This is a genomic window from Mojavia sp. (genome assembly GCF_059505145.1).
In genome coordinates, this window is sequence record NZ_JCACKA010000115.1 from 1 (window position 1) to 20,196 (window position 20,196).

The 20,196-nt window shown below is 41.4% G+C and carries 23 protein-coding genes and 1 riboswitch; of the genes, 12 read left to right on the forward strand and 11 right to left on the reverse strand.

The window, feature by feature from the left end:
* Positions 1-42 precede the first annotated feature (42 nt).
* A complete protein-coding gene (locus AC5JL8_RS30400; protein WP_495883737.1) occupies positions 43-558 on the forward strand; it encodes an HD domain-containing protein in 516 nt (171 codons plus the stop codon).
* Between the two features lie 83 nt (positions 559-641).
* Here AC5JL8_RS30400 and AC5JL8_RS30405 read toward each other — a convergent pair whose 3' ends face one another.
* A complete protein-coding gene (locus tag AC5JL8_RS30405; RefSeq protein WP_495883403.1) occupies positions 642-2,270 on the reverse strand; it encodes a cation:proton antiporter in 1,629 nt (542 codons plus the stop codon).
* Between the two features lie 90 nt (positions 2,271-2,360).
* Positions 2,361-2,443: riboswitch (Fluoride riboswitch) on the reverse strand.
* 321 nt (positions 2,444-2,764) lie between these two features.
* Here AC5JL8_RS30405 and AC5JL8_RS30410 point away from each other — a divergent pair.
* From AC5JL8_RS30410 to AC5JL8_RS30420, 3 genes are all read left to right on the forward strand, one after another.
* Positions 2,765-3,118, forward strand: a complete 354-nt coding sequence (locus AC5JL8_RS30410; protein ID WP_495883404.1) for a four-helix bundle copper-binding protein — start codon at positions 2,765-2,767, stop codon at positions 3,116-3,118.
* 258 nt (positions 3,119-3,376) lie between these two features.
* On the forward strand, positions 3,377-4,249 hold the full coding sequence (locus tag AC5JL8_RS30415) for a zinc metalloprotease HtpX (RefSeq protein WP_495883405.1): 873 nt from the start codon (positions 3,377-3,379) through the stop codon (positions 4,247-4,249).
* Between the two features lie 91 nt (positions 4,250-4,340).
* Entirely contained in the window at positions 4,341-4,739 is a 399-nt protein-coding gene (locus AC5JL8_RS30420; protein ID WP_495883406.1) for a hypothetical protein, read from the forward strand.
* 310 nt (positions 4,740-5,049) lie between these two features.
* Here the strand turns inward: AC5JL8_RS30420 and AC5JL8_RS30425 are convergent, their stop codons facing one another.
* Positions 5,050-5,202 carry a hypothetical protein gene (locus AC5JL8_RS30425; RefSeq protein ID WP_495883407.1) on the reverse strand — a complete coding sequence of 51 codons (153 nt, stop codon included), beginning with the start codon at positions 5,200-5,202 and terminating at the stop codon, positions 5,050-5,052.
* A gap of 213 nt (positions 5,203-5,415) precedes the next feature.
* Here AC5JL8_RS30425 and aspS point away from each other — a divergent pair, with 213 nt between their 5' ends.
* Positions 5,416-7,203 (forward strand): aspartate--tRNA ligase, encoded by a 1,788-nt coding sequence (gene aspS, locus AC5JL8_RS30430; RefSeq protein ID WP_495883408.1) that lies wholly within the window; start codon positions 5,416-5,418, stop codon positions 7,201-7,203.
* Positions 7,204-7,413: 210 nt separating this feature from the next.
* Here aspS and AC5JL8_RS30435 read toward each other — a convergent pair whose 3' ends face one another.
* The 3 genes from AC5JL8_RS30435 to pirA all read right to left on the reverse strand — a co-directional run bounded on the left by AC5JL8_RS30435 (position 7,414) and on the right by pirA (position 8,643).
* The gene (locus AC5JL8_RS30435; protein ID WP_495883409.1) at positions 7,414-7,887 is read right to left on the reverse strand and encodes a hypothetical protein; all 474 of its coding nucleotides are present in this window, start codon (positions 7,885-7,887) and stop codon (positions 7,414-7,416) included.
* A gap of 76 nt (positions 7,888-7,963) precedes the next feature.
* Positions 7,964-8,245, reverse strand: coding sequence for a hypothetical protein (locus AC5JL8_RS30440; protein WP_495883410.1), 282 nt, complete (start codon positions 8,243-8,245; stop codon positions 7,964-7,966).
* Between the two features lie 242 nt (positions 8,246-8,487).
* Positions 8,488-8,643, reverse strand: coding sequence for an arginine synthesis PII-interacting regulator PirA (gene pirA, locus AC5JL8_RS30445; RefSeq protein ID WP_495883411.1), 156 nt, complete (start codon positions 8,641-8,643; stop codon positions 8,488-8,490).
* Between the two features lie 124 nt (positions 8,644-8,767).
* Between pirA and AC5JL8_RS30450 the strand changes: the two genes are divergently transcribed.
* The 3 genes from AC5JL8_RS30450 to AC5JL8_RS30460 are packed head-to-tail and all read left to right on the forward strand — an operon-like array spanning position 8,768 to position 11,002.
* Positions 8,768-9,604 carry an SAM hydrolase/SAM-dependent halogenase family protein gene (locus AC5JL8_RS30450; RefSeq protein WP_495883412.1) on the forward strand — a complete coding sequence of 279 codons (837 nt, stop codon included), beginning with the start codon at positions 8,768-8,770 and terminating at the stop codon, positions 9,602-9,604.
* Between the two features lie 49 nt (positions 9,605-9,653).
* The gene (locus tag AC5JL8_RS30455) at positions 9,654-10,310 is read left to right on the forward strand and encodes a DUF2301 domain-containing membrane protein (RefSeq protein ID WP_495883413.1); all 657 of its coding nucleotides are present in this window, start codon (positions 9,654-9,656) and stop codon (positions 10,308-10,310) included.
* Complete coding sequence (locus AC5JL8_RS30460) at positions 10,310-11,002, forward strand: YdcF family protein (protein WP_495883414.1); 693 nt, start codon at positions 10,310-10,312, stop codon at positions 11,000-11,002. The genes AC5JL8_RS30455 and AC5JL8_RS30460 overlap by 1 nt, the downstream gene beginning before the upstream one ends.
* A gap of 12 nt (positions 11,003-11,014) precedes the next feature.
* Here AC5JL8_RS30460 and AC5JL8_RS30465 read toward each other — a convergent pair whose 3' ends face one another.
* Positions 11,015-12,151, reverse strand: a complete 1,137-nt coding sequence (locus tag AC5JL8_RS30465; protein ID WP_495883415.1) for an SGNH/GDSL hydrolase family protein — start codon at positions 12,149-12,151, stop codon at positions 11,015-11,017.
* A 413-nt stretch (positions 12,152-12,564) separates the two neighbouring features.
* On the opposite strand from AC5JL8_RS30465, the gene dprA reads away from it, so the two are divergent.
* The gene (gene dprA, locus AC5JL8_RS30470) at positions 12,565-13,683 is read left to right on the forward strand and encodes a DNA-processing protein DprA (RefSeq protein ID WP_495883416.1); all 1,119 of its coding nucleotides are present in this window, start codon (positions 12,565-12,567) and stop codon (positions 13,681-13,683) included.
* A gap of 76 nt (positions 13,684-13,759) precedes the next feature.
* On the opposite strand, the gene AC5JL8_RS30475 is transcribed toward dprA, so the two are convergent.
* Complete coding sequence (locus AC5JL8_RS30475; RefSeq protein WP_495883417.1) at positions 13,760-15,112, reverse strand: selenium-binding family protein; 1,353 nt, start codon at positions 15,110-15,112, stop codon at positions 13,760-13,762.
* Between the two features lie 136 nt (positions 15,113-15,248).
* On the opposite strand from AC5JL8_RS30475, the gene AC5JL8_RS30480 reads away from it, so the two are divergent.
* The gene (locus AC5JL8_RS30480; RefSeq protein WP_495883418.1) at positions 15,249-15,479 is read left to right on the forward strand and encodes a hypothetical protein; all 231 of its coding nucleotides are present in this window, start codon (positions 15,249-15,251) and stop codon (positions 15,477-15,479) included.
* Between the two features lie 133 nt (positions 15,480-15,612).
* Here the strand turns inward: AC5JL8_RS30480 and AC5JL8_RS30485 are convergent, their stop codons facing one another.
* Complete coding sequence (locus AC5JL8_RS30485) at positions 15,613-16,176, reverse strand: Uma2 family endonuclease (RefSeq protein WP_495883419.1); 564 nt, start codon at positions 16,174-16,176, stop codon at positions 15,613-15,615.
* 205 nt (positions 16,177-16,381) lie between these two features.
* Here AC5JL8_RS30485 and AC5JL8_RS30490 point away from each other — a divergent pair, with 205 nt between their 5' ends.
* Both AC5JL8_RS30490 and AC5JL8_RS30495 read left to right on the forward strand, forming a co-directional pair.
* Positions 16,382-17,269, forward strand: a complete 888-nt coding sequence (locus AC5JL8_RS30490; protein ID WP_495883420.1) for a TIGR02587 family membrane protein — start codon at positions 16,382-16,384, stop codon at positions 17,267-17,269.
* Positions 17,266-17,667 carry a TIGR02588 family protein gene (locus AC5JL8_RS30495; RefSeq protein WP_495883421.1) on the forward strand — a complete coding sequence of 134 codons (402 nt, stop codon included), beginning with the start codon at positions 17,266-17,268 and terminating at the stop codon, positions 17,665-17,667. The genes AC5JL8_RS30490 and AC5JL8_RS30495 overlap by 4 nt, the downstream gene beginning before the upstream one ends.
* A 170-nt stretch (positions 17,668-17,837) precedes the next feature.
* On the opposite strand, the gene AC5JL8_RS30500 is transcribed toward AC5JL8_RS30495, so the two are convergent.
* The 3 genes from AC5JL8_RS30500 to AC5JL8_RS30510 form a co-directional block, all read right to left on the reverse strand.
* The gene (locus AC5JL8_RS30500; RefSeq protein WP_495883422.1) at positions 17,838-18,605 is read right to left on the reverse strand and encodes a ChaB family protein; all 768 of its coding nucleotides are present in this window, start codon (positions 18,603-18,605) and stop codon (positions 17,838-17,840) included.
* A gap of 116 nt (positions 18,606-18,721) precedes the next feature.
* A complete protein-coding gene (locus AC5JL8_RS30505; protein ID WP_495883423.1) occupies positions 18,722-19,261 on the reverse strand; it encodes a Dps family protein in 540 nt (179 codons plus the stop codon).
* A gap of 306 nt (positions 19,262-19,567) precedes the next feature.
* Positions 19,568-19,927: a hypothetical protein gene (locus AC5JL8_RS30510; protein ID WP_495883424.1), complete on the reverse strand. Its 360-nt coding sequence runs from the start codon at positions 19,925-19,927 to the stop codon at positions 19,568-19,570.
* Between the last annotated feature and the right edge of the window lie 269 nt (positions 19,928-20,196).

Sequence of the window (20,196 nt, forward strand, 5' to 3'; positions counted from 1 at the left end):
TGATTTTCACCTCCACTTACTAGTTCATCTGTTCTTACAAAGCTGAGATGCTCCCGTTGGCTTCGGCACGGCATAGAACCAAAATATTGTGAAAGTGTTGCTGAACACTCATTTAGCGTTGCTTTATTAGCTTTATTTTTAGCTGATGAATATTCCCTGACATTAGATAAAACCAAAGCTATTCGTATGGCTTTAATACATGATTTTGGAGAAATATATGCTGGTGATTTCATACCTCATGATCGAATAGAACCAAATCAAAAATATCAACTAGAAAAGCAGTCTGTTCTTCAAGTGCTAAGTAAACTCAATCACGGAGCAGAGTGGATTGCTTTGTGGGAAGAATATGAAAAGGGAGAGTCTACGGAATCGCAGTTTGTTCGTCAAATTGACCGATTAGAAATGCTTTTACAAGCAAGCGTATACGAACATCAAGGATTAGCTAATTTATCAGAATTTTTTACATCTACTAATCAGGTCTTTGCAACATCGCCACTAAAATCTATATTGAATGCTTTAGAAGAATTAAGAGCTAACCTAGAACTACACAAACCTTGAGTTATTGCTTTATCGTTGGCGATCGCCTCTTCATAAGTTGGGGTTAAGCTAATTAACATACAGAATTAGCATAAATTTCAAGATTATGACTTAATATCCCAGTTTTCCAGCAAAACCACAGGTATAGGGCTGGCTTCTAAGACTGCTTGTGATACTGAGCCAATCAGTACCTGCTCCCAAGGTTGATGTCCGCGTTTTCCCATAACGATCGCAGTTACACTATACTCTTGGGCGACACGAATAATCTCCTCTGGAACAGCACCTGTAGTAGTCAAAAATTCATGTCTAATATCAGAAAGTAACTGTTTAGCTTGTTCGTGCAATTGTTTAACAGCTTGCTGATTTGAGATGTTAACTACGTGCAAGACAATTGCTTCACCATTACTGCGTCGTGCCAAATCTGCTACTTTTGTTAAAACTTCTGTAGCTAAATCAGAAGTGTCTACTGCTGCTAGGAACAAGGTATGAGTAGTTACTGAAACTTTTGTCGGGTCAACTTCTCCCCTTGTTAATAATTTAGGTGCAAAGGTCGTAGTTGCCCAAGCGCCTAAAGGTGCAGTTACTAAAATTGAGAGAGATGCGATCGCTAAAATTATCTCACCTCCGGCAATTCCTTGGGAGAGAGGAATGGCCCCAATAGCAGCTTGTACTGTAGCTTTAGCAGAGTTTCCTGGTAATAAAAATAATCTTTCGCGCCAATTCCAATTACTACCTAAAGTCGAGAGATACCAGCCTATCATGCGACCAATCAGTAACCCAATCGTCAAAATTAAAAGACCAGGTAACAAATTCTTACCCAATACTTGCAGTTGAATACTTGCACCCAACAGAACGAACAAAAAAATCTCAGCTACTACCCATAAGCTATCAAAACCGCCGCGTAATCTTCGGGCTAGGGGAGCATCTAATTCAATTAAGAAAAAACCCACACCCATTGTTGCCAAATAACCAGAGAAGTAAGGTAAAGCATGAGCGAAAATTACCAGAGATAAGGCCAAACCTGCGGCAATCATCGTATCTTGAACAACATTCTGAGTCCAGTTTTGTTTTGCCAACAGCAAAACTAGTAAACGCGCTCCTAAGTAGCCAAACAACACTCCCAGCAATATTTGCATAATAATTTGCAATGGAAGCAGTTGCACAGCAGTTAAAGTGAATCCTCCAGGAAGGGCGATACGTTCCACACCGCTACCCAAAAAACTTAGCAAAAGACTGAAAACTAGCAATAGCAGCACATCAGATAAAGCACTACCAGTTAAAATTGCATCGGGAATTCCTTTAGTGACACCCCAGCCTAAACTTTTGAGTCTGAGCATTCCAGGGACAATCACAGCTGGAGATTCAGCGCCAATTATGCAGCCCAACAACAACCCAGTGGGAAAGTCAAATTTAAAAATTACCATAGCAGCAAAGGCGGTCGCGATCGCTTCGGTAGTTGCTGGTAAAAATCCCAAACGCAGCGCCACGGTTCCTTGTTGAGCAAGCTTTTCTCGATCTAAGCCTAGTCCAGCTTTCATCAAAATAATCATCACTGCCAAAGTTCTCAAATCATCGGCAGCATTTAGCACATCTTGACTAATGAGATTACGAACTTGGGGGCCAAGAATAATCCCCACTAAAATCATCCCAATTAAAGGTGGAGCGCCTAAGCGACGGGCAATTTGACCCACAAAAAAGCCCATCATTAAAATCCATAACACACTAGCTAACATCCCATAACTCCTTGAGGTGCGATTTGTAGAGTGGTACTTTCTACAGGGAGTTAGGTAATGCATTGAGCAAGGCCCTACTCTCCCTTAGTCAGGAAAGTAGGAGCCATCAGCCTTTTAATTATTTATCCTTGATGGGAAAGGCGGTTTTGGCGAGCTCCATCGCCATGTTTAAGTAAACAATACTATTTTTCGCTTTTGCGATCAATCAAAATTTAAGATTACTGCGATCGCACCAACACTAATTTCTAAATTTCTCCTTCTCTGTGCCCTCTGTACCTCTGCGGTTAATTCAATCAAAGCCTTTTTTATACATTACATAGCATGGTTATATTTGGGTTTTTCAGAAAAAGTAACATTAGCAAAAGATATTTTCATAACTAATTTATCAAGATAATATTTACCTACATCATTAGGTAGAAGCTATTAATTTGGAAATTTATTAAACTTAGTTCAAGGAGCGTAAATACTGATTCATTAATATTAGGAGTTGAATAATGACAACTATTACAACTCACCAATCTTCTATTGAGACTTGTATTCAGAATTGTCTTGATTGTTTACGCGATTGCGAAAACTGTGCTGATGCCTGCTTAAGTAGTGACATGGTGCAGATGATGGCTGAATGTATCAGTTTGTGTAGGGACTGCGCTGACACTTGTGCCCTTTGCGCTCGTTTAATGATTCGTAATTCGCCTATCTATGCACATATGTGTAATGTATGTGCTGAAGCGTGTGACCGCTGCGGCAGAGAGTGTGCAAAACATCGCGGTGAACATTGTAAACGCTGTGCTGCATCTTGTCATCGTTGTGCCGAGTCTTGCCGTCAGATAGCTAGTGCGATCGCTTAACATAAATCATTTTGGTTGTAATCAGCTAATTATCCTAGTTTTTAGATAAAAGTAATTTCCAATACAGTTTATTAGCAAATTAGGTTTTGTGTTTCCTAAATAAATTATTTTATTGCCACCTGAGTAGGAAAACCGTAATGAAATTGGCGCACAATTCCTACCTGATAAATATGTGTTTGGATGGATAAAATGAAAGTGCGGCTTAAATAATGCTGTTATCTATAACTTCAATTACAGCATTAGTAGGAGAGCGAAAATATGACAAATCAATTAAAAACGGTTGCTTTACTAGCAGCGCTGAGTGGTCTTTTGATTGCCATTAGTTACTGGATACTTGGTGGTACTACTGGCTTGATTGTGGGAATTGGTTTAGCAGCAGCAAGTAACCTATTTTCCTGGTATCAATCAGATAAGATTGCTCTAGCAGTCTACCGTGCCCAGCCTGTTAGTGCTAGCGAAGCTCCGGGACTTCATCGCATGGTACAGAGATTATCCCAGTGGGCTAACATTCCCATGCCAGGAGTTTACATTGTTCCCGGGCCAACAGCCAATGCTTTCGCTACAGGGCGCGACCCAGAACACGCTGCTGTTGCCGTTACAGAAGGCATTTTAAATATATTGCCAGAGGATGAACTCGAAGGCGTACTTGCCCACGAACTCACCCACATTATTAACCGTGACACCTTAACACAAGCCGTTGCTGCAACAATCGCAGGTACTATCTCATTCCTAGCGCAAATGGTAAGTTACAGCTTATGGTTTGGCGGTGTCGGCTCGCGGGATGACAATAGAGGTGCAAATCCTTTAGGTATATTATTAACAGTAATACTTGCGCCTTTAGCTGCCACAATCATTCAGCTAGCAATTTCGCGCACACGAGAATTTTCTGCTGATGCTGGTGCGGCTAGATTGACTGGTAATCCTCGCGCTTTAGCCAGAGCATTGCAACGTTTAGAACTTACAGCTAGACAGTTGCCTTTAAATGCTAACCCAGCCTTTGAGCCGTTATTGATCATCAATCCTATCTCTGGACAGTTTCTCGGCAACTTGTTCTCCAGCCATCCTCCTACCGAAGCTCGTGTTGAACAGTTACTAAAATTAGAGCAAAAGCTGCCAACCACAGCTTATTAGGTTTTGGGCATTGGTGATTGGGCATTAGGGGAGCAGGGGAGAAAACTATACTCAGCACTCAACACTCACAACTATTAAGGATGTATCAACTATGAATGATAAAAATTTTCAATCCAAAGTAATAGAAATTAGCCCTCATACCCACGAATTGGTAGAAACCGAAATGGCTGGCGAAAGTGATGAAGTCAAGCGCGAAACCAAAGCGTTAATTGAAGCGCTAAAAAGACGTGCCCAAACTGAAGCAAAGTCAGCAGGTAATTACACCCGCGAAACGTATTTAAAAGCTGTGCGCCAAGCACGGGAAGCGATTGAAGCCAGGACACTCATTGAACAAGATCATCGCCTAGAATACGCTTGGGTAGTAATGCAGGGCGAAGCTGAGAAAAACTGGTACTTGCTAATGAAAGAAGTGGTAGACTTCAGCGTGCGCCTACAAAATGCTGCTAAAGCTGCTTGGGAAGCCTTTAATGCACCACGTTATCAACGTTAAACCTTGCGCCCTTACCAATGCCTCTTTTGAACTCAGATATTACATCTGCTGACTAAAACCTTGAATAGAGAAACTTTTAAGTCCACTTCAAGTGGACTTTTGCTGTAAGCCAGAGATTTCAATCTCTAGCGGGTGAGTAGGTTGGTGCAATATCTGAGTTGAAATAGATTATACCAATTTGAAAAAAGAATGCGACAGATGGGTAGGGGAGCCACTCCGTTCGGTCGCCAGACTTGTAGACACCCGGAGGGTGGCTTCCCGCAGGGTAGGATGTGGCGCTGCACAACATTGTTGTGCCCTTACTAATAATTTATGTGTCGCAAACATTATTTGAATTGGTATCAGGTAATCCCTCACACCACTCTGGGAAAAATTGCTGATCCTCAATTCGGACTAAACCAAATCGAGTTTCGGCATCCGTTAAGCTGGTAATCGCTTCTGGAATTACTGCTGTCTGTGTCATAGCTTTTATGCTGGCGATCGCAGTTACCAAGCTACTCTAAAATTACATTACCCCACCAACAGCAACCTCAAACTTCCAGTGTAATGCGTACCTCGATCAGATTGGCAGGATATTGTGCCATCTTGACTTCAATTGGATACTATTGATGCTAGATAATGGGAAAGCTTTGACATTTACTTACCCATCTAGAGCGAAAGAACAAAATTAACTACTATGCGAACTCACTATTGCGGCGAACTCCGAAAAGAAGATATTGGAGAAACTGTTACCTTGTATGGATGGGTAGACCGTCGCCGCGATCATGGGGGCGTGATATTTTTAGATTTACGCGATCGCTCTGGGATTGTCCAGATTGTCAGCGATCCCCAACGTACCCCGGATTCATACGAGCAAGCAAACCACTTGCGGAATGAATACGTTGTTGAAATCACTGGTAGGGTGACGCAACGTCCCGACGAATCTCTAAATTCCCGCATACCCACAGGCGAAGTTGAAATATACGCGGATAAAATTGAGTTACTCAACGCTGTCCGTAAACAATTACCTTTCCAAGTTTCTACTGCTGACACCGAAACAGTACGGGAAGATTTACGACTAAAGTATCGTTACTTGGATTTGCGACGCGAACGGATGGCGAGAAACTTGCAACTGCGTCATCAAGTTATTAAAGCTGTCCGCCGCTACTTGGAAGACGTAGAAGGTTTTATTGAAGTTGAAACCCCCATACTTACCCGTTCTACACCAGAAGGGGCGCGGGATTACATTCTACCCAGTCGCGTCAATGCTGGTGAGTGGTTTGCTTTGCCGCAATCACCGCAATTATTCAAACAAATCTTGATGGTATCTGGCTTAGACAGATATTATCAGGTCGCCCGTTGCTTCCGCGATGAAGATTTACGCGCCGACAGACAACCAGAATTTACTCAATTAGACATGGAAATGAGCTTCATGTCTCAAGAGGAAATTATCGAACTGAATGAGAAGTTAGTTTCTCATATCTTTGAGACGGTGAAAGGCGTTGCGTTACACTATCCTTTCCCTCGTCTTACCTACGCTGAGGCGATGGAACGCTACGGTAGTGATAAACCAGATACCCGCTACGGTTTAGAATTAGTCAACGTCTCTGATGTACTCAAAGATTCTGGTTTCAAAGTCTTCCGGGATGCTGTAGCTAATGGTGGTATCGTCAAAATTCTGCCGATTCCTAATGGTAACGATGCGATTTCTAACGTCCGCATCAAGCCAGGTGGTGACATATTCAAAGAAGCCAGTGAAGCCGGTGCGAAAGGTTTAGCTTACATCCGGGTAAGAGAAGATGGTGAAATTGACACCATTGGCGCAATTAAAGATAACCTCAGCCCAGAACAAAAAGCGGAAATCTTACGCCGCACAGGTGCAAAAGCCGGTCATTTGCTGCTGTTTGGGGCTGGTGATGCTGCGACTGTTAATAAAACTTTAGATAGATTACGGCAATTTGTTGCTAAAGAATTTAGCTTAATTGATCCAGAGAAAATCAACTTACTCTGGATTACCAATTTCCCCATGTTTGAGTGGAATGCTGATGAAAAACGTCTAGAAGCATTGCACCACCCATTTACTGCACCTCATCCTGATGATTTGCACGACTTAAAAACTGCCCGCGCCCAAGCTTACGATTTAGTATTCAATGGCTTTGAAGTTGGCGGTGGTAGTCGGCGGATTTATCAGCGAGAAATTCAAGAACAGGTGTTTGAAGCGATAGGTTTGTCTCCCGAAGAAGCACAAAATAAATTTGGCTTTTTGTTGGAGGCGTTTGAATATGGTACACCGCCTCACGGTGGCATCGCCTACGGTTTAGATCGTTTGGTAATGTTGCTAGCTGGGGAAGAATCGATCCGTGATGTCATCGCTTTTCCGAAGACACAACAAGCACGTTGTTTGTTAACTGATGCGCCTTCTGGGGTAGATGCCAAGCAACTCAAAGAATTACACGTTGCTTCGACATACAAGCCCAAGTCTTAGTTAACTCCTTTGAGAACAGCCTTTGTCAGGGCACAACATTGTTGTGCCCCTAACGTCACCCCTGTGATACCGTTTCATCTTTAGGTTGATACAAATGGCAAGTAGGGAAAGAGAAAAAAAGGCTTATCTGAACTGTATTGCCTGATGAGCGAATTTATTGCCTTGGCAGAAGATTTCTTGCTAGATGTAAGTCATCTGAGATTTGACAGATTAATTAATAAAAAATCTTTCATGCTTTGGCTGCTCTTTGAGAGATTGAACAAAATCTTTCAAGGTCATCAGGTTCCCTGTTAAGGTGAACTTAGGAGTGCCATTTGGAGCAACGATTTTCACCTCACCGTCTTTGAACTGAATCTGATTTTTAATGCTGTCCCATAGAGTATCGAAGCTTTCGTCATCTTTGCAACCATTAGCTTCAAGGAACTTTTGGCGCACTTCGATTTTCAGCGCTCGTGCTTCCGCTGCTTGGGTACGCGCTTCAAAATGCTTAATGACATCTTCATAGGCGCTTTCCCTTAGGATTTTGTTTTCAGCCTGAACTTGCTCTAACTGAGTTTTTATGGCTTGCAGTTGTGATATGGCATCAGATGATCTCTGGTATTCAGCTTTTAAGGCAAGCTTTGCATTAGCTAACAAAGCTTTGTAATCTAGCTGCTCTTGGTTTTGAATTTTCTCAGATTCCATATTACAAAAACTGGCGAGAGTGTAGTAAGTGTTCTGTCCTTTATTTGAGTGCTAATTGTTTCACTAATAAAGTCCTTCAGGAATGAGGCTGCTCCTGGATATTACTCACACAAAAACTAATATGGGAGCGAATAGCTCGCTCATAAATTACAGTTTGCTCTCTGCGTATTCCTACAGGCTGATATATGAATTTAATTTCTGGAAATTCGCACCAAGACATCAAAAAAATGTCTTTGGCTGGGGTAATAATCTGATAATGATTTTCTTGCTTTTTCTTGATGAGGCGACAGTTATTTAGTTTTAATTTTTCTTTAAGTAGGTTCTCAAATTCCAGAATTAAATTTGAAGCTGTTTTCATAGATTCTACACTTTTAAACGTGTTAGTTTAACAAACATTATCTGGTGATATTCTTAAGTATGACACTTCCATTAGCCATCACAACATATTGTATTTTTTTAATAAATTTTGAGCGGTCACAGACACAGGTGTAGGGTGGGCATTGCCAGCCCTACGTGTATCGCTTCAAGAAACCCCAAAAATGAAAAAACCCGCCACGGCGGGGTTACACACAACAAAATTATTTATAATCAAGGCTTAATTTAGCCAAAGTACCTCATTTCAGCTTCCAATTGACGAATCAGCTTTTCGTCGCCCTTAGCTCTGGCAACTTCCAAGCGATGTTCGATGTTTCTTTGGATGTTCTGGATGTGAGCTTCTTTGGCTTTGGTTGCAGCTTGTACTCTATTGGTGTTCATAAGATTACCTCTTTAAAGTTTTGGCTTTAATGTCTTGTATTCTTAATATAACACAAATTCCGTAGCCTTTGTTACAGAAAAATTTACTTCTTTACATTTTCATTGATCCATGCATCAACAGCCAATGAGTCAACAAATAATCTTTGACGAATACTTGGCTCAAAACCATGAAGTTGCACAAGCAAGTGTTCTCACTTTGTTAAGCGATTTTGGCGATCGCGATGTTTATGTAGGCGTGATGAAGGGAGTTATCGCCCAAATCAACCCCAAGCTAAGGCTGATCGACTTGACACACCAAATTCCGCCACAAAACATCGCCGCTGCTAGATTTTGTCTAATGAATGCTTACCCCTATTTCCCAGTAGGAACAGTTCATGTAGCTGTGGTAGATCCGGGAGTAGGAAGTCGACGACGGGCGATCGCAGTAGAATTTGCTCAAGGATTTCTGGTAGGGCCTGATAATGGTATCTTCAGTGGCGTTCTGAGTCAAATACCAGCGATCGCTGCCGTCGAACTCACAAATCTTAACTATTGGAGAACTCCCCAACTCAGTAGCACATTTCATGGTAGAGATATCTTTGCACCAGTGGGGGCGCATCTTGCCAGCGGTGTACCCATCCAACAGTTAGGAAGAGAAATCGATCCAGCAACTTTGGTACAGTTGGATATCGGCTGCTGCAATCAAACAACAACTGGTGTGAGGGGTTGCATTCAATATATTGACTACTTTGGCAACTTAGTGAGTAACATTCCTGGGGTTTATGTACAAGGCAAAACTTGGTGTGTGCAAATTGCTGGGTTAACCATACCTGGGTGTAATACTTACAGTGATGTCGAGGTAGGAGAGACAGCCGCTTTAGTTGGGAGTCACGGTTGGGTAGAAATTGCCATCAACAGCGGTAATGCATACTCACAGTTACAAATCAACTTGCAAGATACGCTAGAAGTCATTAGTCATTAGACTAGGTACTAGAGACTAGCTTAAATGCCTCACTCGGATTAAATTTTGTATGACTACACAAATTCTATCTGCACCAGAAGTTTATCAAGGCCAGTTTGGGGAATTTACAATTACTCAAAGCGATCGCACAGGTGTAATTATCTACCGCGCTGGGTTAATGGTAGCTGCACTCAGCTTTGCTATAGGTAGCGCTTTAGTATTGTTCAACAATAACCCAACAACCTTAAGCGTACTGACACCGCTATACGCCTGTTTTAGTCTTGCACTTGGTGTGAGTTTATTGAGCATTCATATTTACATGGTGCAACTGCACCGACTTTTGCAGATTTTTTGGGCGATCGGTAGCATTGCATCAGTGGTACTGGCACTGTATGGTAGTGAACCATTAGCTGCTACTGTTTACAATCAGCCTATTACCTTATTCGGAGTAGGTTTTACCTTTGTTGCACTAACAGGTATTTATTTCAAAGAAGCTTTCTGTTTTAATCGGCTAGAAACAAAAATATTAACTGTAATAGTGCCATTACTGTTGTTAGGACATTTAGTAGGTATTTTACCAACTCAGTCAGAACAGGTTTTATTAGGAATTTGGGCGATTTTATTTGTGGTGTTTGCTGTACGTAAGGCAGTACAAGCAATTCCTCCAGATATTGGAGATAAGTCTGTGTTTGCTTATTTGAAAAAACAAAGTTCAGCTAAGGCTTAATGCAGATAAAGAATCGCCAACGGCTAAAATTGCCGAAAATTCGCTTAATTAAACGTCAACAGATGTGGACACTGACGGTGCAGGGATGGATGATTGCGATCGCTTCTGTTGTTGCTGTCATAATTTTCGCTATCACTCACATACATCCGTTTCTTGCCGTTAATTCTCCCATCAAATCAGCAGAAGTATTGGTTGTGGAAGGATGGCTACCAGACGATGCATTACAAGAAGCTTTAGCTGAATTTAAAAGTGGTAATTATCGCCAAATAGTTACCACAGGAGGCACATTAGAACAAGGAAGTTATTTGATTGAATATAACAGCTTTGCAGAAGTGTCAGCAGCCACATTGAAGAAACTTGGTTTGGCACCAGACAAGGTAATAGCTGTGCCTGCACCTTTCGTAATTAAGGATCGTAGTTATGCTTCTGCTGCCGAATTTGGCCGCTGGTTATCTAATTCCAATTTAAAACTAGAAGCAATTAATCTTTTATCTTGGGATGCACATACCCGTAGGAGTTGGCTGCTATTTAAAAGAGTGCTTGCTCCCCATCATATCAAAGTTGGTGCGATCGCTGCAAAATCACAATATTACAATTCTAGCCAGTGGTGGCGTTATAGCCAAGGCGTGCGGACAGTTATTGATGAAGCGATCGCTTATATTTATGCCCAGTTTATTAATTGGAAAGCTTAGAATCAAATCAGGTTAATTACCCCAGATTTCTAATAATGCTTGTCGATAAATCTTCAGTCCTTCTGCATTCAGATGGACACCATCGGTTGTCAAATTTTCTTTGAGAGCTTTATTTTCATACAAAGGTGCTAAACCTTGTCCTATCACCGATACCTTTTCTGTAGCTGCAACTTGATTAATCAAATTATTGATTTGCTCTACTTTAGATAATGGTGCTGCTAAATTGGGTTTTGAGCTAGCTGTAACTGTTGAGTAAAAAGCAGGAAGCAGCAAAATCTCCTTAGTTTCCATTTTTCGTACAAGAGCGATCGCCTCTTGTAAATTCTTGCTAAACATCTCATCGCTAATTCCATACAAAGCATCATTAGCTCCAATAGCAATCACAGCTTTTTCACATTTCACATTATTAGAAACTAAAGCTTTTACTTGCTCAATCAAGGAAATTGTACTTAAACCATTTAACCCAAAATTAAATTTACCCTCTCCAAAATTATTTCCCAAGCCAGCAGAAATCGAATCACCGAACAAGCAACCTGAATATTGCTTACCTTGAGTAGCAAATGTTTGATATTGGAGTGCAAGTTGTCCTAAAGGCGAAGAAGTTATGTCGTCTTTTGGTGCGTTGCTAGATGAACTAGAATATAAATTTGACATCCCGATTAACTTGACAGCTTTTGGTAAATCAACAATCAATCTGTTGCTGGGATAAGCTTCGAGAAAACTAACTATCCCTAAACCTTCTTGTGATTTTGAGCCGATGATAATCGCAGATCGTAGCGCTGAAGTACCAGATGTATCACGACGAGCGATCGCTTGGGAAACAAAATATAAAATTTGCTTACCCATAATAGTATTTGTTAGCTTATCCAAAGCCGCAACATCAAGAGACATCTTTACCTGAAGAACCGACTGTAACTGCTGCTTTTGTTCAGCACTCAGGTAGCGTAAAAATGATTGTAAATCGGGAGAAACTTGTTGCGTTTCAGCATACTTACGGATATCTTTTACAGGTAGCGCTTGTTCAAATAAACCATACCTAACAACAATTTTATCGGCTGCAAAACTGGGAGATGAAGTAATAATGCTATCAACAGTTTGAAATATTAAACAACCAGATAGGCATAACAGAAAACGGTAGAAATAATTCATGACTAACGACAGTGGTGTAATTAATAGATTTGTCTTGAAAGAAGGCAGATGGCAGGAGGTAGGAGGTAGGAACAGATTTCCATCCTTCGTTATGTATGTGTAGCGTGTGCTTTGTGCTTACTTTAGTTCATGGTGTCCCTTGCATAAATAGTTTTTATCAGCTTTTATCGGTAATTAATTATTAATTGTTCAGATTTTTGCAATAAATCTAATAATTAATACTCAATGTTCAAGTGTGATTAGTCAAGAGTTATTAATTATTATCCCGCCCTCTTATTTATTCACATACAGCAGTTTGTTTGTAACTTAGTGAGGTACAAAAGCTAGTTTTACTTCTGCCCCTGCCTTCTGCCTTCTGCTATAAACGAACTCAATATGGGAATACTCAATCCAGTGGGTGTGAGGATGGATAAGTGGTAGAAGAACGGGCGTATTGGCTAGCGTGGTCACAAATTTCTGGGATTGGCCCGGTATTACTGCGACGCTTGCAACAGCATTTTGGCACGCTCGCAACAGCTTGGAAAGCTACTGCGGCTGAATTGTCACAGGTAGAGGGTTTTGGTTTTCAGACACTAGAAAAGGTAGTAAAACAGCGATCGCGTCTGCATCCAGAACAAATACTCACCAAACACCAAGAAGAAAACCCCCATTTCTGGACACCAGCAGATGCAGATTATCCCCGCTTGCTATTAGAAACTCCCAGCCCTCCTCCGATTTTGTACTATCGCGGTGAAGTTGAACTACAAGAAAATCTTGGGCACAAACCTTTAGTTGGCATTGTTGGCACTCGTAAACCCTCAGATTATGGCATCCGCTGGACTCGTCAAATTAGTACAGCTTTGGCCAAAAACGGCTTTACAGTTGTTTCCGGTATGGCAGAGGGAATTGATACTGAAAGCCACGCCGCCGCCATCAAAGCTGGTGGACGAACGATCGCAGTTTTAGGTACAGGTGTAGATGTCATCTATCCACACACAAATCGGGATCTGTATCAGCAAATTTTAGCTGCGGGATTAGTTGTAAGTGAGTATCCAACAAAAACCCCACCAGATCGTGCCCACTTTCCCCGCCGCAATCGAATTATTGCAGGATTAAGCCGTGCCATTTTAGTAATAGAAGCACCAATAAAATCTGGCGCATTAATAACAGCCACCTATGCAAATGAGTTTGGCAGAGATGTCTATGCCTTACCTGGAAGGTTAGACGACTACCCATCCCAAGGGTGTTTAAAATTACTGAGTCAAGGGGCTTTTTTAATTCTCAAGGAATTAGACGAACTATTAAAAATGCTGGGGGCGATACCACAACTAGATGTAGTTGAAGATTCCCCAGCACCGCAGCAGTTAACTTTGCCAGATTTATCACCAGAACTGCAACAAGTAATGAATGCGATCGCCTTTGATACCTTACCCTTCGATTTTATTGTCCAACAAACAGGCATGACCGCTGGCTCGGTTTCTAGTGCATTATTACAGTTAGAACTCATGGGTTTGGTATCGCAATTGCCAGGAATGCGATATCAGAAATGTTAATCCAGCAGCTTCTACAGCGTCTAAGATGTAATGATTTTCTGCGACCTCTGATTATTTTTTTATTTGGAAGTCCCTTTTACACCCAAATATCCGAAGTACAATCACCGCCAGGATAGCGCATCTCATGGGCACGAGCAGGGCCTGCTGGTTCTTTACCAAAGTCAACGTAAAAATTTTCGTTGATTTTCAGTCCCCCATTTTCAGTATCGCAATCAATTTGCAATAGATATGAGCCAGTTTTAGACAAGTCAGGATAAAACTGATTATCCCAAGTGCTGAATAAAGAATTAGTGACATAAAGCCGCTTACCATCCAGACTTAGCTGTAGCATTTGCGGGCCACCAGCCAATTTATGACCTTGTACTTCGCCATTTTTACCTAACAAACCACCACACCAAACTTGACCAGTCAGCTTAGGATGGGAAGGATCGCTGATATCGTATTGACGAATATCTCCATGCAGCCAATTGGAGAAGTAAATATAGCGATCGCACATTGAAATTAAGATATCAGTAATCAACGATGGCACAGGTATAGGCCAGCCTTCTACCTCTACTGATGGTATATCAATGACTTTCTCTGTTTGCCAATGACCGTTAGGCTTGTGCCAATGCCAAACATTGCTGCTGAGTGCGGCGGCGACAAATCCATGTGTGCTGTCGGGATTATGGTGAAAGCGCACTTCTAAAGGAATTAACCCTTCTTCCCCCAAGTCAACAGTTTGGATAATCTCGTGAGTTGACCAATCCCAGAAATGTATGTGGTGTCCATAGTTGCCAGCCGCTACATCGTTCAGGTCAAAGCCGGGATAATAGGTTTTGGGTGCGCCCCACTCACTACTTACCATGACATTATGACGCGGCTGATACCAAAAGTCATAGTTAAACTGCATAGTATCGGCTTGGCGTTCCCAGCGTCCAGCAATATCAAAATTCTCATTCAGTAACAAAAAGCCACCAGGGCCATTGCCTTCGCTGTCACCCAGCATAGAAATCATCACATGACCATCTGCTAGGCAATGTACTGTATGAGGTGCAGTTAAGTTGGTTTTTTCTTTGATTTCTTCTGGTTCAATAATTTTATGTAGTTTTGGTGCTTTCGTCTCTGCTGTATCAACAATATAAATACGACTAGACCGTTGTCCAGGAATCACACTAAACCGCCGTGATTTACTAGCATCACCATGGCAAGAACTACAAGCATTCCAGCCAAAGTGATGTAACTCATCGCCAATGTAAGGCATAGATAAACGATGAATCACTTGGGAGTAGGTTGGGGATTTAGGGTCAACGTCTACAGTTGCTAGATAATCTGGTTTCTCAATACCTGTACCCGTATAAAGAGCGATCGCATAAAGCACTTTTTCCTGTTCTGCTTGGATGGCTGCTTCTGGGGAAGCGTAACCAGGGCCGCAGCAAGCATGAGTCATAGTTAGACACCTCAACAAGCTTAGGACTTACGCACTGTATAAGTAGATATTAGTATGCATGAGTGTTCCTTGTAGGGTTAAGAAATAAGTAGGACGCGGAGCGATCGCTTTTGGCGCTGCGCCCCGCGCAATTGCATTGCAGGTCGATGTTATTCAATTGCAGACCGATGTTATTCAATTGCAGACCGATGTTATTCAATTGCAGACCGATGCAATTCAATTGCAGACCGATGTTATGCAATTGCAGACCGATGTTATGCAATTGCAGACCGATGTTATGCAATTGCAGGGCGATGTTATGCAATTGCAGACCGATGTTATGCAATTGCAGACCGATGTTATGCAATTGCAGGTCGATGTTATTTAATTGCAGGTCGATGCAATTCGATTGCAGACCGATGTATTAATATATCAATGCGGAAGTCTAAACGTCGAAGACTTTTGAGTTAATAGTGTGTTGCTCTTTGTGCTAACAACAGGAGGTATGCGATTGGCTGCTTTTACTGTAATAACCAACCAAACACAGACCCAATACTTAAAGTTAGATCACTAGCAAAAGATGGAACTGGGAGTTTTTGCGCTGGTTGGTCAAACACCTGTGGTTGCTGCTTTGGCAGATAAACAAACACAGTTTGCTCATTTGGGTCTATTAACCAACCTATCTGAGTGCCATAATCAAGGCAATGCAGAATATTTTTGATTACTTTTGTTTGGCTTTGGTCAGGTGAAAGGATCTCAATTGTCCAGTCAGGGGCTATTGAGAAGGTATTAGCAATCTCACCATTTCCGTCGCGCGGAATTCTTTTCCAGGTAAAGACAGACACATCTGGAACTATTGACCTTTCAACAAATATACAACGTAATTCTGAAAATGCCCGTGCAACCTGTTGAGGTTTAAGAATTAGGTTAACAGTAGTAGAAAACTCTGTTTGAATCGTACTGTGTCTACCCTGTGGCATTGGTTTCTGGATGATTTGCCCATCAATATATTCGTTAGCAGGCTTAGTTTCTGGTAGTTTCAGAAACTCCTCCAATGTGATGCGTTTAGATGGGGTCTGTACCATTGGAATTTCCTCGCAAAAGGCAGTTGAATTAGCTTGGATGCGATCGCACTAACGCACCCTACATTAGTGTAGTCGAAGGATATATCAGTTATTTAAATATTAAAATCAACTAGTTTGATGAAGTCAAAAAACAAACTATTGTATTTAAATGGCTTATTTGACTTACACATCAACAAGCAAATTTTAATTAAAGGAATGTTTAGGAGTGGCAAAAAAACGTCAAAAAAATGTATGGAGAAGTGAGCTTAATGACATCATTCGAGGTACGTGCGGAGGGTTTTTGTTTGGTATTCCCTTGCTGTACACAATGGAAGTGTGGTGGATTGGCTCGCTAGCAAAACCACAACTTATGATGTTGGCGATCGCCTTAATGTTTATTGCAGTTTTTTTACTGAACCGAACCGGAGGCTTTCGTAAACGCAGACATAACAAGCGAGCTTATGAAGCCACAATAGATACTGTAGAAGCAATAGCGATTGGGCTAGCTTGCTGTACATTTATTTTATTGTTGTTAAGAGAATTAACACTTGAAACTCCTGTTAAAGAAGCTTTAGGCAAAATTATCTTTGAAAGTGTTCCCTTTACTCTTGGTGTAGCATTAGCCAATCAATTTTTGGGAGATGCTAGTAGAAACAATTTTGAAGAGCAAACAACTGCTGACGACAACACTACAACCAAGAACCACGATACTGAGTTATACGCCACGTTCGCTGATTTGGGTGCAACTGTCATTGGTGCAACCGTAATTGGATTTAATATTGCGCCAACAGATGAGATTCCCATGCTAGCAGCTGCTGTCTCTCCCCCTTGGCAATTAGCAATAATCGCTACCTCTTTATTGATTTCCTATGGCATTGTATTTCAGGCAGGCTTTTCAGACCAAAAAAAGCGTATGCAGCAAAAGGGACTCTTTCAACGGCCATCCAGCGAAACTATTATGTCTTACTTAGTTTCACTATTATCGGCTGCGATAATGTTGTGGTTCTTTCAAAAGTTGACTTTTGATGACCCCTGGACAATGTGGTTGGAGCACACATTAATATTAGGTTTACCTGCAACTATTGGCGGTGCAGCTGGCAGATTAGCAATATGAGTAATACAGAAACCCAACATCAAAAGCGATCGCCGGCTGAATGGGTGACATTCATTACTGCTTCATTCATCCTGGCAGTGATAGTTAGTTTAGTAGGATACACATGGCTAAACGACAAAAATCAACCTCCTATTGTATCTGTTACTAAGAAGCAGACAATTCGGGAAATTGATGGAAAATTTTATGTTCCCTTTGAAGTCGTTAATACTGGTGGAGATACAGCTGAGTCAGTTCAGATAATGGCTGAGTTAGAAATTAACGGCAAAGTTACAGAAACAGGCGAACAACAGATTGATTTTTTATCTGGTGGTGAAAAGGAAGAAGGCGCATTTATATTTACCCGTAATCCTAACCAAGGTCAGTTAACTATACGCGTTGCTAGCTATAAATTGCCTTAGTTAGGAGCCATAGTTGGTAATGGGCAGGACTTACGCAACAATAAGATATTTTCGTCATTGCGACCGTAGGGAAGCAATCCCGAAGCCTTGTTTTTCGTTGCGAATGCGTAAGTCCTAAAGGGTAATGTTTTTGCTCCCATTACCAGTTATAAATTTGCAAAGCTGATATCTTAAACGCCTACCTTAGCCTTTGACCAAACACCGTTTTCATCTTCATCGAATTGCTGATGAACAGCTTCCCAAGCAGCTTGTTCAGCTGTGAACTCGTCACTAGTTTCGCTGAGTACAACGTTATAGCGTTCAATAAATGTACGTTGAGCTTCCTGCGAAAGATGAGAGCGAACTTCCGGCGATAAATCTTCTGGCTTGTTGCAAGGGCCAGGACAAGGACGAGCCAAAGTTTTCTCGGCGGTGTGAATTTCTTCAGCACCAGCACTTTCCAGTAGTAATTGGAATTCGCCAGTGCGATCGCTTGGAACTTCTGCCATTAACAAGAACTCGCCAGCTTGTAAGCGGGTTTGATAAACTGCTGCTTTATCTTCTGGCATTCCTAAAGTAGTCAAAACTGATACCAAGCCTGCACCAGCGCTACCTGCGATCGCTCCACTTGCAGCCCCAAGCAGCACCGCACTAATTGGGCCCGCTGCTACAAGAGGCCCAACAAAGGGAATAAACAGTACGCCTACTCCCGTGAGCAAGCTGAGAAAGGAACCAAACAAAGAACCAAAAATGGCCCCTGTTCTCAAACCTCCCACAATCACATCTCGCTTACTAATGAAGCCAGCAATTCGAGTTTCTGACTGAAAGTTTCTTCCCAATACGGAGATATGATCTCTGGGCACACCCCGGTCTAATAACCGTCGAATTACATCATCAATTTGCTTCTGTTCTTTCAATACAGCTGAGATTGTACGCTCTGCTACGTATGCTTCTGGCACTTGAATCTCCTAAAATCTTGTTTTTGCAAAGAACATATTAAATAGGCAGGTGCGGGTAGACTTTTCTTCCCGCAAACTGCAATTTTCCAGTCAGACTTTATGCTTGGGCTACTGGCCTATACACCTACAGGTGTCTGAGTTTCTCCTGCTGGCTGTCTACCGTTTGGCTCCAGTGCCTGCCCTTCAATAAATGAGCGCAGCATCCAAGCCATCTCCTCATGCTCTTCCATCAAACCAGTCAGAAAATCAGCTGTTCCCTGGTCATGAAACTCCTCACCAGACTGATCCACATGTTCTCTCAAGTTACGAATAACCTGCTCGTGATCTTCTACAAGATTAGCTACCATTCCCGTTGCTGTAGGGACATCACCAGCATGTTCCTTTAGGGTAGCAATCTTGAGAAATCCCTCCATTGTGCCAACTGGGTAGCCACCCAAAGCACGAACCCGCTCTGCCAAGGCATCAATATTTAAAGTCAGCTTTTCGTAGTGTTCTTCCCAAAGCTGGTGCAGACTGCGAAACTGAGGACCGACAACATCCCAGTGATACTTTTTGGTTTTAACTAGAAGTAAATAGGCATCTGCTAAATCTTGATTTAACAGATTAATAACTCCTTGACGCTGTTCTTCTGTCAACCCTATGTTTATTCTCGGCATTGCTTTCCATCTCTAAGCGAACTTATCTACTAAGTTCACAAATTAAATCGTGAAGTAACATCAGCCTACAGAAAGATAATTAAGAATATTTAATTTAAACTTGACAAGTATGTTTATATACTAGTAAATATTTATTTTTAATATTGAGTATTTAATTTTAAACATTCAAGTACAAATAGTAATAGACATCTTGATTGTTGGCTATCAAGATGTCTATAAATCGATTGTAAATAAAAAAGTAACTACTTGTGAACTAGACCTATTAAAAGTTGCACAGGTTAAAGCTGAGAGCGTGACTAACGCTGCTTATTTTTTACCAGTTACTTTTTCCAGAAAATTTTCTACTTCTTCTTCTACTGAAGTTGCACTTTGAGAGTTATCAGGACGCTTCATTTTATCGATATCAGCATCTCCCTGAACTTCGTTAAGCCCCTTATTAGTTTCCTCTTGAGCCTTTCTCATTCCTAAGGGCGCTGCTCTATCTATTTCGTCAGTTTTGGCCTGAGTTTCTAGAAGTTGTGTAGTGGCTTCTTGGGGATCACTTTGATAACTCTCGATTGCAAAAGCAGGAAACGCATTAGATACAAATAGCAGTGTACAGGTAAATGCCAACACTAAGAAACGCACTGGACGTAAGGCAGATGAAACCAAAGCAATAATTTTCATTTGAATTCCTCAATAACAGCGTCAAAAACGCAGAACTTGTACTTTAAAAAAGAAGCTTTTACCTTGATTAAGTTAATTTAAGTTAACAAATTTTCAAGGTTTGCTCCTAAGTTACTTAGCAATAGACCTAGAGAAGAAGTAGCTTCATGTCTTAAGCTGAATAAAAAACTAGTAGTGCTAGAAAGGAAGCTTTTTTATTCAACTAATATATTTTTTTGAAGTTTTTAATTCTTCATCCTAGGTTCACTAGTTTATTTTTAACTATAATA